The sequence below is a fragment of the Klebsiella grimontii genome (assembly GCF_042137965.1).
Lineage (GTDB): Bacteria > Pseudomonadota > Gammaproteobacteria > Enterobacterales > Enterobacteriaceae > Klebsiella > Klebsiella grimontii.
Window position 1 is genome coordinate 4,987,004 of sequence record NZ_CP169721.1, and the last position, 14,112, is coordinate 5,001,115.

A 14,112-nucleotide genomic window follows, 5' to 3' on the forward strand; every position below is an offset into this window, starting at 1 on the left:
ACCCTTCCCCATCATTTTTTGACAGACAGGCCGGGTAACCGGCCTTAACCGGAATAGCTATGAGTAACAACGAAATCGTTCAGAAACTCTGGAATCTTTGTGACGTCCTGCGTGACGATGGCATCAACTACAGTGATTACGTCACCGAGCTGGTATTACTGTTGTTTATCAAGATGGTGCACGAGAACACCGAAGCGGAAACGCTGGATAAACACATCCTGCCAGAAGGGTGCCGCTGGAGCGATTTAAATAGCAAATCCGGTCTTAACCTGCTGAACGACTACAAACAAATTCTGCTTAAACTCTCTACCGGTAAAGACGCCGAAGGCAAACTGGTCCATGCCGACCCGCTGATCACCGCAATTTATGCCGACGCGCAAACGCGCCTACGCGAGCCGCGCCACCTTGAGCAGTTGATCCGCTCGCTGGATCAGATTGACTGGTTCAGCGCGCAGAAAGACGGTCTGGGCGACCTGTATGAAGGGCTGCTAGAAAAGAACGCCGGTGAAACCAAGTCCGGTGCCGGGCAGTACTTTACCCCGCGTGCGCTGATCAACAGCATGGTGCGCTGCATCAAACCGCGGCCGGGCGAAGTGATTCAGGATCCTGCCGCCGGTACTGCGGGCTTTTTGATTGCCGCCGATCAGTACATCAAGGCCAACACCGACGACCTGTACGATCTGTCGGACAAAGAGCGCGTATTCCAGAAGAATAAAGCCTTTATCGGCGTTGAGCTGGTGCCATCTACCCGCCGTCTGGCGCTGATGAACTGCTTGCTGCACGGAATGGAAGGCGATGAAAAAGGCGTGGTGCATCAGGGCAACGCGCTGGGCATGGCTGGACAGTCGCTGGCGAAAGCCGATATTATTTTAGCCAACCCACCGTTTGGTACCTCCAAGGGCGGAGAAGCCAGTATTACCCGCGATGACCTTACCTATAACACCAGCAATAAACAGCTGGCCTTTTTGCAGCATATTTACCGCAACCTGAAGCCGGGCGGTCGTGCCGCCGTTGTGCTACCTGATAACGTGCTGTTTGAAGCCGGGGTCGGTGCCGACGTTCGCCGCGACCTGATGAACAAATGCAATCTGCACACCATCCTGCGTTTACCGACCGGGATTTTCTACGCGCAGGGCGTGAAAACCAACGTGCTGTTTTTCACCAAAGGCACCGACGCCGATAAATACCAGGAAGAGAACTGCACCGAAAATGTCTGGGTGTATGACCTGCGTACCAATATGCCGAGCTTTGGCAAACGCACACCGTTTACCGAGCAGCACCTACAGCCGTTTGAAACCGTCTACGGTGAAGATCCGCACGGCTTAAGCCCGCGTACCGAGGGTGAGTGGAGCTTCAACGCCGAAGAGAGCGAAGTCGCCGACAGCGAAGAGAATAAAAACGCCGATCAGCACCAGGCCACCAGCCGCTGGCGCAAATTCAGCCGTGAGTGGATCCGCACGGCAAAATCCGATTCGCTGGATATCTCCTGGCTGAAGGATAAAGACAGCATCGACGCCGAAAGCCTGCCGGAGCCGGACGTGCTGGCAGCGGAGGCCATGAGCGAGCTAGTGCAGGCGCTGGGTGAGCTGGACGCGCTGATGCGCGAGCTGGGCGCGGGCGATGAGGCGGATGTGCAGCGTCAGTTGCTGAGTGAAGCGTTTGGTGAGGTGAAGGCATGAGTGGGGGGAAATTGCCGGAGGGGTGGGTACAAGCCGTTCTTGGCGACTATCTATATCTTAAAAATGGTTTTGCATTTAAAAGTACTGAATATGTCACTCCTGGGGCCCATTCATACCCAGTAATCAGAATTTCTGACTTAGACGGTACATGTGCCACTGATAGTTCTGCGGTCCATGTTCTTCAGGGCGCTGAAGGTTTTACTATCGAAAAGGGCGATTTGCTTATCGCCATGTCTGGGGCTACAACAGGAAAAATAGGAATATACGCAGGTAATATTCCCGCATATCAAAACCAACGCGTTGGGAATATTAAATTACGTTCATCTAAATATGGCGATGAAAAATATAGAAACTATTTAATTACATCCGCATCAAAAACAATTCTAGATGAAGCTTACGGCGGAGCACAACCCAACATATCTGGAAAAAGCATAGAAGCGTTATCCTTCCATCTCGCGCCTCTTGCTGAACAAAAAATCATCGCCGAAAAACTCGATACGCTGCTGGCGCAGGTTGTTAGCACCAAAGCACGTCTTGAGCAAATCCCACAAATCCTGAAACGTTTTCGTCAGGCAGTGCTATCTATTGCAATGAGTGGCAAGCTTACAGAAGAGTGGCGTAAAAGTAGCCACATATTATCCTCTTCATGGATTAATAGCAGTATTGGTGAATTAGCTCAGGTAGCTACCGGTAAAACCCCTAAGCGAACTGAAGTAAAGTATTGGGAGAATGGTTCAATTCCTTGGTTAACAAGTTCAAGTACCGGCGAAATTTATACAGAAATCGCAGAGCAATTTATTACACCTATTGCACTAAAAGAATGTACGCTTAAAATATTTTCTCCAGGTACACTACTTTTAGCGATGTATGGCGAAGGGAAAACTCGTGGTCAAGTCACAGAATTAAAAATACATGCAGCATGCAATCAAGCCTGCGCGGCAATTATATGTGATAAAGAAAAAATTGACCTGCAATTTTTAAAAATGCGCTTAATGGAAAATTATCAGGAAACAAGGAAAGCCGCTGCTGGTGGTAACCAACCAAATTTAAATTTGAATAAAGTTCGTGAAATACCAGTAATAGTTCCCCCACTCCCCGAACAACACGAAATCGTCCGCCGCGTCGAACAACTCTTCGCCTACGCCGACACCATTGAAAAGCAGGTCGACAGCGCCCTAGCCCGCGTCAAAATCCTCACCCAGTCGATCCTGGCAAAAGCCTTCCGCGGCGAGCTTACCGCTCAGTGGCGTGCCGAAAACCCTGATCTCATCAGCGGTGAAAATAGCGCCGCCGCCCTGCTGGAGAAAATCAAGGCCGAACGCACCGCCAGCAGCAGTAAAAAAACCACGCGAATAAAAGCCTAACTGTTATTTTTAAGCGCATCTGACCGGTGCGCTTTTATACACTTCATCCTTCAAGTTGCCTCGGCGCTGGCTGCGTTCGCTCACCCCAGCCACGTATTTATATACGCTTCTGGGGACTCGTTCTCTTGCCGTCTTAATGCAGCTAAAATGATTTTATGTATATTATTTATCGTAACTATAAACATCAAAAATATATACTGTCCTTTCCTGTACGTTCCCATTACAGTCTATTTTCAGCTGGACTTTTCTTTTATTTACTGATGATATATACAGGTATTTAACGCGATATAGCCGTGCGGGAACACGGCCATATCGCTCATCACAATCCCTATTGAAAAGGAATAGAGACCATGACTACCCCGCATTCTATTGCAGAATTCACCGATCCAGAAGTCTCCCCGGAAAATAACCGTAAAGGCACCGTCAGTTACGCGAGCCGCTTTGAAGATCATCAGCGTATCCCGGCGATTATCATGAAAGGACAGTGGCTGGAAGCTGCCGGTTTTGCCACTGGTGCCAAAATCGATATCAAAGTAATGGAAGGTTGCATCGTGCTGACGGCAAAGCAGCCGGAGCCGGAACTGGTGGAATCTCTGCGCCAGCTGCATAAGCTGTCGGCGCGCAAGCAAAAACAGGTGCAGGCGTTAATCGGCGCGATCGCCGGGCAGAAATGTAAGCTGGCCTAAGCTAAATTCCCCGGCGGCGCTGCGCTGACCGGGGCTACGGGATACCGGCCGTCTGCGGGCCGGTAGCCCGGACAGGCGCGTCAAGCGCCGCCTCCGGGATTTCTCTTCTCACGGCACCTAAAACCTTATAATCCGCTCATATCACCGCATATTTTAAAATCATACCGCCGTACGCAGCAGCGTAATATGCTGGATAATAGTCCCATAGCAGTAAACAATTAGAAAATAACCACTAAAGCTAAAATAACAAAAAGTTTTTTGCTAAATAACCAGCATATAAGAAAACCCCACCAATATATCTAACCGCATGATTCACCAGCAAATATATATCATTTATTTTTGAAAAACCTGACCTGATTGCCTTCCCATAATAATCCCGATACATTCACTCATTCCCTATACGGGAAACTCTAAATATAAAAAACACAACAATATAATCGGGATGAATGTCATGAAAATTACCAAAGATCGGGTGGTTTACGCCATGTCGCGGGATAACGCTCCTGTCGCTACCGTCAGCAGCGGAAGTGAAGTGCTGTTTGAAACCTGCGACTGCTTCTCCGACCAAATCACCTCCGCCGATGCCGTGTTCAACGAACTGGACTGGCAGCGTATTAACCCGGCGACCGGGCCGGTGTACGTCGAGGGCGCCGAGCCGGGCGATGCGCTCAAGGTCACCATCAAACGCATTACCCTAAGCAGCAATCAGGCGGTGATGGTCACCGCACCGCAGCTGGGGGTGATTGGCGACGAGCTCGATGCCCCGAAGGTCACCATCGTGCCCATTGAAAACGACCATGCCATACTGCCCGGCAACGTGCGCGTGCCGCTTAATCCGATGGTCGGCGTGATCGGCGTCGCGCCTGCCGGGGAAGCCATCTCCTGCGGCACGCCGGATAGCCACGGCGGCAATATGGACTGCAAAATGATTACCGCCGGCAGCACCCTGTGGCTGCCGGTCAACGTCCCCGGCGCGCTGTTCGGACTGGGGGATTTACACGCCGCGATGGGCGATGGCGAAGTCTCGGTCTGCGGTCTGGAAATCCCCGGCGAAGTACTGGTCGAACTGACGGTGGTTAAAAACCGCCGCCTGCCGCTGCCGATGCTCGAAAACAGCGAGACCCTGTTTACCCTCGCCTCGGCGCTGACACTCGATGATGCCGCCGCCATGGCTACCCGCAATATGGCGCATTTTATCGCCGACAATACCTCCCTGATGCTGGCAGACGCCATCAGCATCCTGAGCATTGCGGGCGACCTGCAAATCTGTCAGGTTGTCGATCCGCTGAAAACCTGCCGCTATGCGTTACCAAAGTCAGTGGCTGAACAGCTCTCCCTGAGCATCGAAGGGGAGCGGGCATGAGCGTTGAACAATTTGGCTATAAGCAGGAGCTGCATCGGGCGCTGACGTTCCGCGATCTGCTGGTCTACGGCATGATATTTATGGTACCCATCGCGCCGTTTGGCGTCTTTGGCTACGTCTGGGACGGCGCGCAGGGCATGGTGGCGCTGGCCTATCTCATCGGTATGGTGGCGATGTTCTTTACCGCCATGAGCTACTGGTCGATGTCGCGCGCGTTTCCGGTTTCCGGCTCGGTATACGCTTATGCCCAGCGCGGTATTCATCCGATTGTCGGCTTTTTTGCCGGCTGGCTGATCCTGCTGGACTATATTCTGGTGCCGTCGCTGCTCTATATCGTCAGCGCGGCGGCGCTGGCGCCCATGCTGCCGGGCGTGCCGGGCTGGCTGTGGATTGTCGGCTTTATCGCGATTAACAGCCTGATTAACCTGCGCGGCATTACCTTTACCGCACGCGCCAATAACACGATTCTGATCGCGGAGATCGTGGTGCTGTCAGTGTTCGTCGTGCTGGGGCTGATTGCGCTCTACTCCGGCGCCGGGGCGAGCCATTTGACCCTCGACCCATTCTATAACGCCGATAAGTTCAGCCTGCCGCTGGTGATGGGCGCGGTCTCCATCGCCGTGCTCTCGTTCCTCGGCTTCGACGGGATCTCCACGCTGTCGGAGGAAACGAAAGGCGGCGTAGATACCGTGGGTAAGGCGTCGCTGGGCGCGCTGATGCTGGTGGGGTCGCTGTTTATCCTGCAGACGTGGATTGCCGCCGATCTGGCGCAGGGCATGACGTTTAGCAGCCTGGATACCGCCTTCTACGATACCGCGAATCTGGCGGGCGGCGGCTGGCTGAAGTATGTCACCATGTGGTCGACGGTGATCTCGTGGGGGATTGCTAACGCCCTGGTAGCGCAGGCCGCCGTGTCGCGCATTCTGTTTGCGATGGCGCGCGATAAGCAGCTGCCGCAGTTGCTGGCGAAAGTGCACCCGCGGCTGAAAACGCCTTACGTCAGCACCCTGTTTGTGGCGCTGATTTCGCTGGCTTCCGGCCTGTGGTTCTACGGCGATATCGATAACCTCAGCCGTCTGGTGAACTTCGGCGCGCTGATGGGCTTCCTGGTGCTGCATATCGCCGTGATAAACCATTACATCATTCGTCAGAAATCGCGCAATCTGGTGGTGCACCTGCTGTTCCCGGTGGTGGGCCTGTGCATTATCGGCTTTGTTATTTATGAAATGGACGCGCAGGCGAAGGTACTGGGGCTGAGCTGGCTGGCGGTTGGAGTGGTCTATTACCTGCTGATGCGCCTGGTGCTCAAGCGCAATGTGGAATTGAAGCTGGAAGGCTAACGCAATTTATCTATCCCGGAGGCGGCGCGTTGCGCCTGTCCGGGCTACCCGATCGCACGGGCCGGTAGCCCGGACAAGGCGCGTCAAGCGCCGCCTCCGGGGAAACAACGCGCAATGCCGCCTCCGCTTTTCCCCGGCTCGCGCTGCGCTCAGCCGGGCTACGGGTTCCCGACCGTTTGTTCGTCCTCGCCAAAAAACACCATACCTTTATAGGGCTTCTCCCGGCACGCCGCCAGGCGCCGGGCGAGGTTGCCAACGTGCAGCTCCAGCTTGTGGCCGTCCGGGTCGAGAAAATAGTGCGACGCACCTTCGCTTTTATTGGTTTTCCATACCGGAACGCCAGCCGCATTCAGCCGCCCGGCAAAAAGCGCGAAATCCTCTTCCGCAATGCTGAACGCGTAGTGGGTGTAGTCGCTCTCCTCCGGCGGGGTAACGCGCCGCTGCGGGTCCAGCGACAGGCACAACCAGAGGTCGCCGCAGGAAAAATACGCGCCGTTATCCCAGCGGGCGTGCAGCGTCATCCCCGGCAGCTGCTGATAAAACGCCACGCTCGGCGCCAGTTGGCTGACCGCCAGAGTCAGATGATTTAATCCGCTTAACATGGCTTCCCCTCTAATGACGATACGATTTGCTGGCGCAGCCACCGGTGCGCCGGATCGCGGTGCCAACGCTCGTGCCACAGCATCAGCATCTCAAACCCGGCGACCGCCAGCGGCGGTTCGACCACCGTCAGGCCGCCAGCGTCGCGCACCAGCCGCTCCGGCAGCACCGCCACCAGTTCGCTATTGTGCAGCGTCTCCAGCATAAACAGGAAATGTGGCACGGAAAGGACAACCCGCCGCGCCAGCCCGAGATTCGCCAGCGCGTTATCGGTCGCGGCGCTGAATCCTCCGCCGTCCGGCGAGACAATCACCTGCTCCAGCTGGCAGAACTGCGCCAGGCTTAATGGCGACTGTAGCGCCGGATGCCCGGCCCGCCCTGCCAGCACGTAGCGTTCGTGGAACAACAAACGCTGATGCAGCCCGGGCGGCGCGCCGTCGCGCGTGTGAAAAAAAAGATCCACTTCGTCGCGATCCGCCTGCTGTACCAGCCGTGCGGGCTGTAGCTCAAACAGCGCCAGGCGGCTGGCCGGAGAGGCGACGCGCAGGGTATTGAGCACCGGCAGCAAAATCGCCGACGCCATATAGTCCGTCGCCGCCACCCGCCAGGTCTGCGCCGCCGTGGCCGGGTCAAAAGGCTGAACCGGCGCTACCGCCAGCTCCAGCGCCAGCAGCGCATCGCGCAGCGGCCCGCGCAGTTCATCGGCGCGGGCGGTGGGCTGCATTCCGCGCGGCCCCGGTAGCAGCAGCGGGTCGGCGAAAATCTCCCGTAGTCTTGCCAACTGCACGCTGACCGACGGCTGCGACAAATTGAGGCGCAGCGCCGCGCGGGTGACGTTATTTTCGCTGAGCAGGACGTTCAGCGTACGCAGCAAATTGAGATCCAGCCCCTGGAGATTAATCATCACTATACCTGTCATTGCAGCAATTCATTTCTACTATAGCGTCGCCGACTCTACTCTGCAGCTCTCCATTGCTCAGAGGTGATTTCAATGAAAATATTACTGGTTTATGCCCATCCCGAGCCGCGCTCGCTGAACGGCGCGCTGAAAGATTTTGCCGTGCAGCATCTGCAAAACGCCGGTCACGAGGTGCAGGTGTCCGACCTCTACGCCATGCGCTGGAAGGCGGGATTTGATGCCGATGACAGCAGCGCCCCGCCGGTCGGTGAAAGCTGGCGGGCGACGCGGGATTCGCAATACGCCTTCGCTAACGGCACGCAAAGCGCGGATATCGTGGGCGAACAGGAGAAGCTGCTGTGGGCCGATACGGTGATTTTTCAGTTCCCGCTATGGTGGTTTTCACTGCCCGCCATCATGAAGGGCTGGATTGACCGGGTCTACGCTTACGGGTTTGCCTACGGCGTCGGCGAGCACAGCGAAACCCACTGGGGCGATCGCTACGGCGAAGGCACGTTCGCGGGGAAACGGGCGATGCTGGTCGTTACCGCCGGCGGATGGGCGGAGCACTACGCGCCGCGCGGAATTAACGGGTCTATCGACGATATCCTGTTCCCCATTCAGCACGGGATGCTGTTCTTTCCCGGCTTTGACGTCCTGCCGCCGGTGGTGTTCTACCGCACCGACAAACTCGATGAACAGCGCTTCGCCATCCTGCGCGAGGAGCTGGCCCGGCGGCTGGATACCCTCTCTGACACGCCGCCCATTCCCTTCCGTCGTCAGAATCACGGCGACTATCTGATCCCCTCTTTGAACCTGCGTCCGGAGCTGGCGCCTGGAGAAAACGGCCTCGCTATCCACGTGAAGCCGATGTGAATCTCGGTGGGTGATATTCGCGGCGCGGCGAATATCACCACAATTCATAAGGTGAACTGTGAGCCTCCACGCAATAACGGCATCGCGCCCCGCTACGCCCCTTCGCATATTGATAGCGATCAAGAATAATCATACCGTCTGGTCGGTATGATTCGGACCATGAATATAGAAGCCCAACATCGTAAAAAAGATCCCGTCCGTCTGCATAAGCAGCTGCTGGAATCCGCGGCCACCATTGCCGGTCGGGACGGCATCGCCTCGCTGTCGCTGAACGCCGTTGCGCGCGAAGCGGGCGTCAGCAAAGGCGGTTTACTGCACCATTTCCCCAACAAGCAGGCGCTGATTTTCGCCCTCTTTGCCCGCCTGCTGGCGATTATGGAAGAAGCGATTTCAGAGCTTATGGCCGCGGATAACGTCTCTTATGGCCGCTTTACCCGCGCCTATCTGCACTATCTGTCGGCCCCGGAACTTACGGATACTCAAGAGAGCCGCCAGCTGATGGTGCTGTCGCTGGCCATGCCGGATGAACCGGTGCTGCGAAAATGCTGGCGCGACTGGATGCTCGACCATCTGGCGAAAGGTGATGAACTGGACAATAGCCATACCGGCACGCTGGTGCGCTATGCGGCGGACGGCATCTGGCTATCGGAATTAACCGAGGGGCGCACTATGAGCCCCGGGCACCGGCAGTCGCTGGTCAGCGATCTGACGAAGATGACGCTTCCTGCGTGAAGCATGTTGAGGCCGCGATGCGCTATAACATCCATGGCCGTCTTATTTATGATGCAATGGACGGCACGCTAACGTTACCGGGAAGCGATGAGGCGGACAGCCAGCTGTCCATCACCGCCAACGCACTGCTGTGGTTCTTCCTGCGCCACACCGAGGTGGTCAGCCGCGATGAGGTGCTTAAAAAAGTCTGGGATGACAACGGTTTAACTTCATCCAACAGCAATCTCAATCAGTATCTGAGCATGCTGCGCAAAACCTTTCGCCACTACGATATCGACAACATTATCGTCACCGTGTCGCGCGGACTACTGCAGCTCAATCCCGATCTCACTATCGAGATGCTCGACGCCAGCCCGGAGCCGGAGCCGGAGCCGCCGCTCGCGGCAGAAGCTGAGCCAGACCCGGCCACGGTCCCGGAAGAAAAAAAGACCGTTTCCAGCCGCCACGCGCGCGGCACCTGCTGGTATCTGGCTGGCGGCTGCCTGCTCACCATCGCACTGCTGCTGGTGGTATGCAGCTTTCTCGGCGGCAACACTTCGCACCCCATCACCCTGACGCAAATGCGCCACAGCCAGTGCGAGCTGCTGGCCAGCGATGAGATGCTGCGCTCCGTTGCCGGAACCGCCTATGGCAAGAATTTTGATGTCGTGCGCCAGCGCCTGAAGCTGGAGTGCAAGCCCGGCGAACGCTTTGTCTTCTTCTATGGCGACCGGCTGGAAACCAACGGCCTGGGCCGGGTATTCCTCGCCCACTGCGCGATGCATGAAGATAACCCGTTCAGCTACTGCGATAACTATTTTTACTATTCATGGAAGCCGCAATGAGACTCGCCCCGCGCCCCTTTTTCGCCCTCTCCAGCCTGGTATTTATTGCCGCCGCCGGGTTCTGCGCCTGGAAGCTGCTACCGGTCGAAAACGGCGGGGTGATGAGCTGCTCGACCAAAGCGATTATGCGCTTTGAGAACATGGAGAAAGAGAACGTCAACGGCAATATCCATTTCAATTTCGCCGCCAACGGAAAAGGGTCGATGGTCGTCGAAGGCTATACCGATTCCGCCGCCGGTTGGCTCTATCTCCAGCGCTACGTCAAATTCAGCTACACCAGCAAACGCATCTCCACCACCGAGCGCCACTATCGCATCAGCAAGTGGGAATCCAGCGCCTCGTCCATCGATGAGTCGCCGGACGTCATCTTCGACTACTTTATGCGCGAGATGTCCGACAGCCACGATGGCCTGTTCCTCAACGCGCAGAAGCTCAATGAGAAAGCCATTCTTCTCAGCTCTATCAACTCACCGCTCTACGTCTGCACGCTGAAGTCCGGCAGCAAACTTGACTAAGCTCACACCCGCTTTTCCTTCATCGCTTCCGCTTTAGTAAAACCGCACGTTTTGCATTTAGCCTGCCGAATAAAACACGATCCTCTCCACACTTCATACATCGTCAAATTACCCCTGATCTGCAATAAATTAGCAACTTATTAACATCATTTCGCTTTCGGCTAAAGGGTGAAAAAAACGCCGCAAATGTCACTCAATCCCCCTCAGTCAGGCAGCACAAACGCATAAATCGCCCGCTTTTTAAATCTAATTCACAGAGTAAAAAACTAAAAATACACATTAAGCAGATTTAAATTTCACTTCATTCGCCATTCCCTATAGTGAACCCCGAACGCCGCTTCCGCGTCCTGACGTCGTTACGCGGACGGTTTTCCCGAATCACAAAACCTGTTCTGAAGGAGAAACCATGGGTGATGCATTAGGGCTTATCGAAACCAAAGGTCTGGTGGCCTGCATTGAAGCAGCGGATGCGATGTGTAAAGCCGCCAACGTTGAGCTGATTAGCTATGAAAACATCGGCTCGGGGCTGGTGACCGTCATGGTGAAGGGCGATGTCGGCGCGGTGAAAGCGGCGGTGGATTCCGGCGTCGAATCCGCGCAGCGCATCGGTGAAGTGGTGACCTCGCTGGTTATCGCTCGTCCGCATAACGACATCAACAAAATCGTCATTAAACACAAGGCCTGATGGCCAGGAGAACGCAAATGGGTGATGCATTAGGTCTGATTGAAACCAAAGGGCTGGTGGCCTGTATCGAAGCGGCGGATGCGATGTGTAAAGCCGCCAACGTTGAACTGATTGGCTATGAAAACGTCGGCTCCGGCCTCGTCACCGCGATGGTGAAGGGCGACGTCGGCGCGGTGAAAGCGGCGGTGGATTCCGGCGTCGAATCCGCGCAGCGCATCGGCGAAGTGGTGACCTCACTGGTTATCGCTCGTCCGCATAACGACATCAACAAAATCGTCTCGCATTACAAAATCATGGATTAACCGGAGAAAAACCTGATGAAAGAAGCGCTTGGTCTTATCGAAACCAAAGGTCTGGTGGCCTGTATCGAAGCCGCGGATGCGATGTGTAAAGCCGCCAACGTGGAGTTGATTGGCTATGAAAACGTCGGCTCCGGCCTCGTCACCGCGATGGTGAAAGGCGACGTCGGCGCGGTGAATGCCGCGGTAGATTCCGGCGTGGAAGCGGCAAAACGCATCGGCGAAGTCGTCACCTCTCGCGTCATCGCGCGTCCGCATAACGACATCGAAAAAATCGCGGCGCAGCACAAAGCATGACCTGACAGGGCGCGCCCCGTCTCCACTCTTTTAGTCTGATGAAGGATAGACTCATGATTGAACTGGATAACGATTTGCAGTCCCGGCAGAACGCCCGGGAGCTGGTGCGCAATGCCAAAAAGGCGCAGGCGATTCTGGCCACCTTTTCGCAGCAGCAAATCGACGCCATCGTGAAGAACGTGGCCCAGGAAGCGGCGCATCATGCCGAAGCGCTGGCGAAAATGGCCGCGGAAGAAACCGGTTTTGGCAACTGGCAGGACAAAGTGCTGAAGAACCGCTTCGCCTCGCTGCGCGTCTACGACGCCATCAAAGATATGAAGACCGTCGGCATCATTCATGACGATCAGGTACAAAAAGTGATGGACGTGGGCGTGCCGCTGGGGGTGATTTGCGCGCTGGTACCGTCGACCAACCCGACCTCCACCGTCATCTATAAAACGCTGATCGCCCTGAAGGCCGGCAACGCGATTATCTTCTCCCCGCATCCCGGCGCCCGTCAGTGCAGCTGGAAAGCGATTGAAATCGTGAAGCGCGCGGCGGAAGCCGCAGGGGCGCCTGCCGGTAGCGTCGACGCCATTAGCCAGCTGACCCTCGAAGCCACCTCAGAGCTGATGCACAGCAAAGACGTGTCGCTGATCCTGGCGACCGGCGGCGAAGGTATGGTGCGCGCCGCCTACGCGTCCGGCACGCCGACCATCAGCGGCGGCCCGGGTAACGGCCCGGCATTTATCGAACGCAGCGCCGATATCCCCCACGCGGTGAAAGATATCATCACCAGCAAAACCTTCGATAACGGCGTGATCTGCGCCTCCGAGCAGTCGATTATCGTCGAGCGCTGCATTTACGACGAGGTGCACCGCGAACTGGAAGCCCAGGGCGCGTACTTCATGAACGAAAGCGAAGCGGCAAAAATGGCGGCCCTGCTGCTGCGCCCCAACGGCACCATCAACCCCAAAGTGGTCGGTAAAACCGCGCTGTATCTGAGCCAGATGGCCGGTTTCTGCGTTCCGGCCAGCACCCGAGTGCTGATTGCCGAGCAAACTACGGTATCGCATACCAACCCCTACTCGCGGGAAAAACTGTGCCCGGTACTCGGCCTGTACGTCGAAGAGGACTGGAAAGCCGCCTGCCACCGCGTGGTAGAGCTACTGACCAACGAAGGCCTCGGCCACACGCTGGTGATCCACACCCGTAATCAGGACGTCATCCGCCAGTTCTGCCTCGAAAAACCGGTTAACCGCATTCTGATCAACACCCCGGCGGCGCTGGGCGGCATCGGCGCGACCACCAACATCACCCCGGCCCTGACCCTCGGCTGCGGCGCGGTCGGCGGCGGCTCCAGCTCGGACAACGTCGGGCCGATGAACCTGCTCAACATCCGCAAAGTGGGCTACGGCGTGCGCTCCATCGATGAGCTGCGCGCGCCGGGCAGCCGCCCGGAACCGCAGCCGATCATCGTCAGCCCGGCAGCCGGCCCGAACCGCAGCATCTTCGACGATGAGCGCTTTAACGCCCCGGCGGCGGCCGCCACTGCAGCCCATCCGGCCAGCGCCGACGATCGCTTTGCGACTGCCGCCGTCGGCGCGGAAAGCGAAATTAATGAGCAAAACGTGGAACGCGTCATCCGCCAGGTGCTGGAACGCCTTGGTAAGTAACACATTGATATAAGGCGATAAAAACAATGATTCTCGCAAAGGTAGTCGGACATGTCGTCGCCACGCAGAAATGCGATGAGCTACGGGGCAGCAACCTGCTGCTGATCGTCAAATTGGATGATGACCAGCAGCCGATGAAAGACCACACCTGGGTTGCCGTTGACAGCGTCGGCGCCGGTATGCACGACATCGTGCTGGCCGAAGAGTACCTGGCGCTCAACAAAGAGCGCTACAAGGCCATGTCGGTGGTCGCCATTGTCGAGAACGTGTTTCGGGACGCTTAAGGAGTCAATAACCCA

16 protein-coding genes are annotated in these 14,112 nt (G+C 56.3%); 14 read left to right on the forward strand and 2 right to left on the reverse strand.

The window, feature by feature from the left end:
* The first annotated feature begins 59 nt into the window (after positions 1–59).
* From ACE3MN_RS23375 to ACE3MN_RS23395, 5 genes are all read left to right on the forward strand, one after another.
* On the forward strand, positions 60–1,679 hold the full coding sequence (locus ACE3MN_RS23375) for an N-6 DNA methylase (protein ID WP_375364184.1): 1,620 nt from the start codon (positions 60–62) through the stop codon (positions 1,677–1,679).
* Positions 1,676–3,043, forward strand: coding sequence for a restriction endonuclease subunit S (locus tag ACE3MN_RS23380; protein ID WP_154923491.1), 1,368 nt, complete (start codon positions 1,676–1,678; stop codon positions 3,041–3,043). The genes ACE3MN_RS23375 and ACE3MN_RS23380 overlap by 4 nt, the downstream gene beginning before the upstream one ends.
* A 350-nt stretch (positions 3,044–3,393) precedes the next feature.
* Positions 3,394–3,729, forward strand: a complete 336-nt coding sequence (symE, locus tag ACE3MN_RS23385) for an endoribonuclease SymE (protein WP_154923492.1) — start codon at positions 3,394–3,396, stop codon at positions 3,727–3,729.
* 451 nt (positions 3,730–4,180) lie between these two features.
* Positions 4,181–5,092, forward strand: a complete 912-nt coding sequence (locus ACE3MN_RS23390; RefSeq protein WP_004137247.1) for an acetamidase/formamidase family protein — start codon at positions 4,181–4,183, stop codon at positions 5,090–5,092.
* The gene (locus ACE3MN_RS23395) at positions 5,089–6,432 is read left to right on the forward strand and encodes an APC family permease (protein ID WP_375364185.1); all 1,344 of its coding nucleotides are present in this window, start codon (positions 5,089–5,091) and stop codon (positions 6,430–6,432) included. The genes ACE3MN_RS23390 and ACE3MN_RS23395 overlap by 4 nt, the downstream gene beginning before the upstream one ends.
* Positions 6,433–6,590: 158 nt before the next feature.
* Here ACE3MN_RS23395 and ACE3MN_RS23400 read toward each other — a convergent pair whose 3' ends face one another.
* Both ACE3MN_RS23400 and ACE3MN_RS23405 read right to left on the reverse strand, forming a co-directional pair.
* Entirely contained in the window at positions 6,591–7,034 is a 444-nt protein-coding gene (locus ACE3MN_RS23400; RefSeq protein ID WP_049131681.1) for a FosA family fosfomycin resistance glutathione transferase, read from the reverse strand.
* Positions 7,028–7,936, reverse strand: a complete 909-nt coding sequence (locus ACE3MN_RS23405; protein ID WP_224231916.1) for a LysR family transcriptional regulator — start codon at positions 7,934–7,936, stop codon at positions 7,028–7,030. The genes ACE3MN_RS23400 and ACE3MN_RS23405 overlap by 7 nt, the downstream gene beginning before the upstream one ends.
* 87 nt (positions 7,937–8,023) lie before the next feature.
* On the opposite strand from ACE3MN_RS23405, the gene ACE3MN_RS23410 reads away from it, so the two are divergent.
* From ACE3MN_RS23410 to ACE3MN_RS23450, 9 genes are all read left to right on the forward strand, one after another.
* Entirely contained in the window at positions 8,024–8,806 is a 783-nt protein-coding gene (locus ACE3MN_RS23410; protein WP_004133047.1) for an NAD(P)H-dependent oxidoreductase, read from the forward strand.
* A gap of 147 nt (positions 8,807–8,953) precedes the next feature.
* Positions 8,954–9,538: a TetR/AcrR family transcriptional regulator gene (locus tag ACE3MN_RS23415; RefSeq protein WP_004133049.1), complete on the forward strand. Its 585-nt coding sequence runs from the start codon at positions 8,954–8,956 to the stop codon at positions 9,536–9,538.
* A 17-nt stretch (positions 9,539–9,555) separates the two neighbouring features.
* Positions 9,556–10,362, forward strand: a complete 807-nt coding sequence (locus ACE3MN_RS23420; RefSeq protein ID WP_049099939.1) for a transcriptional regulator — start codon at positions 9,556–9,558, stop codon at positions 10,360–10,362.
* On the forward strand, positions 10,359–10,877 hold the full coding sequence (locus ACE3MN_RS23425; protein ID WP_004098240.1) for a FidL-like protein: 519 nt from the start codon (positions 10,359–10,361) through the stop codon (positions 10,875–10,877). The genes ACE3MN_RS23420 and ACE3MN_RS23425 overlap by 4 nt, the downstream gene beginning before the upstream one ends.
* Positions 10,878–11,283: 406 nt before the next feature.
* Positions 11,284–11,562: a BMC domain-containing protein gene (locus tag ACE3MN_RS23430; RefSeq protein ID WP_004098239.1), complete on the forward strand. Its 279-nt coding sequence runs from the start codon at positions 11,284–11,286 to the stop codon at positions 11,560–11,562.
* Between the two features lie 17 nt (positions 11,563–11,579).
* A complete protein-coding gene (locus tag ACE3MN_RS23435; RefSeq protein WP_004098238.1) occupies positions 11,580–11,864 on the forward strand; it encodes a BMC domain-containing protein in 285 nt (94 codons plus the stop codon).
* Positions 11,865–11,879: 15 nt separating this feature from the next.
* Positions 11,880–12,158, forward strand: a complete 279-nt coding sequence (locus tag ACE3MN_RS23440; protein WP_002442217.1) for a BMC domain-containing protein — start codon at positions 11,880–11,882, stop codon at positions 12,156–12,158.
* Between the two features lie 53 nt (positions 12,159–12,211).
* A complete protein-coding gene (locus ACE3MN_RS23445) occupies positions 12,212–13,813 on the forward strand; it encodes an acetaldehyde dehydrogenase (acetylating) (RefSeq protein ID WP_053086563.1) in 1,602 nt (533 codons plus the stop codon).
* Between the two features lie 26 nt (positions 13,814–13,839).
* Positions 13,840–14,097 carry a EutN/CcmL family microcompartment protein gene (locus tag ACE3MN_RS23450; RefSeq protein WP_004133057.1) on the forward strand — a complete coding sequence of 86 codons (258 nt, stop codon included), beginning with the start codon at positions 13,840–13,842 and terminating at the stop codon, positions 14,095–14,097.
* Positions 14,098–14,112 lie beyond the last annotated feature (15 nt).

Coding starts and splice junctions, on each gene's coding strand:
- ACE3MN_RS23430 (WP_004098239.1), top strand. CDS start 11,284: ATGGGTGATGCATTAGGGCTTATCGAAACCAAAGGTCTGGTGGCCTGC.
- symE (WP_154923492.1), top strand. CDS start 3,394: ATGACTACCCCGCATTCTATTGCAGAATTCACCGATCCAGAAGTCTCC.
- ACE3MN_RS23410 (WP_004133047.1), top strand. CDS start 8,024: ATGAAAATATTACTGGTTTATGCCCATCCCGAGCCGCGCTCGCTGAAC.
- ACE3MN_RS23440 (WP_002442217.1), top strand. CDS start 11,880: ATGAAAGAAGCGCTTGGTCTTATCGAAACCAAAGGTCTGGTGGCCTGT.
- ACE3MN_RS23395 (WP_375364185.1), top strand. CDS start 5,089: ATGAGCGTTGAACAATTTGGCTATAAGCAGGAGCTGCATCGGGCGCTG.
- ACE3MN_RS23375 (WP_375364184.1), top strand. CDS start 60: ATGAGTAACAACGAAATCGTTCAGAAACTCTGGAATCTTTGTGACGTC.
- ACE3MN_RS23445 (WP_053086563.1), top strand. CDS start 12,212: ATGATTGAACTGGATAACGATTTGCAGTCCCGGCAGAACGCCCGGGAG.
- ACE3MN_RS23450 (WP_004133057.1), top strand. CDS start 13,840: ATGATTCTCGCAAAGGTAGTCGGACATGTCGTCGCCACGCAGAAATGC.
- ACE3MN_RS23425 (WP_004098240.1), top strand. CDS start 10,359: ATGAGACTCGCCCCGCGCCCCTTTTTCGCCCTCTCCAGCCTGGTATTT.
- ACE3MN_RS23400 (WP_049131681.1), bottom strand. CDS start 7,034: ATGTTAAGCGGATTAAATCATCTGACTCTGGCGGTCAGCCAACTGGCG.
- ACE3MN_RS23435 (WP_004098238.1), top strand. CDS start 11,580: ATGGGTGATGCATTAGGTCTGATTGAAACCAAAGGGCTGGTGGCCTGT.
- ACE3MN_RS23415 (WP_004133049.1), top strand. CDS start 8,954: ATGATTCGGACCATGAATATAGAAGCCCAACATCGTAAAAAAGATCCC.
- ACE3MN_RS23405 (WP_224231916.1), bottom strand. CDS start 7,936: ATGATTAATCTCCAGGGGCTGGATCTCAATTTGCTGCGTACGCTGAAC.
- ACE3MN_RS23420 (WP_049099939.1), top strand. CDS start 9,556: ATGCGCTATAACATCCATGGCCGTCTTATTTATGATGCAATGGACGGC.
- ACE3MN_RS23380 (WP_154923491.1), top strand. CDS start 1,676: ATGAGTGGGGGGAAATTGCCGGAGGGGTGGGTACAAGCCGTTCTTGGC.
- ACE3MN_RS23390 (WP_004137247.1), top strand. CDS start 4,181: ATGAAAATTACCAAAGATCGGGTGGTTTACGCCATGTCGCGGGATAAC.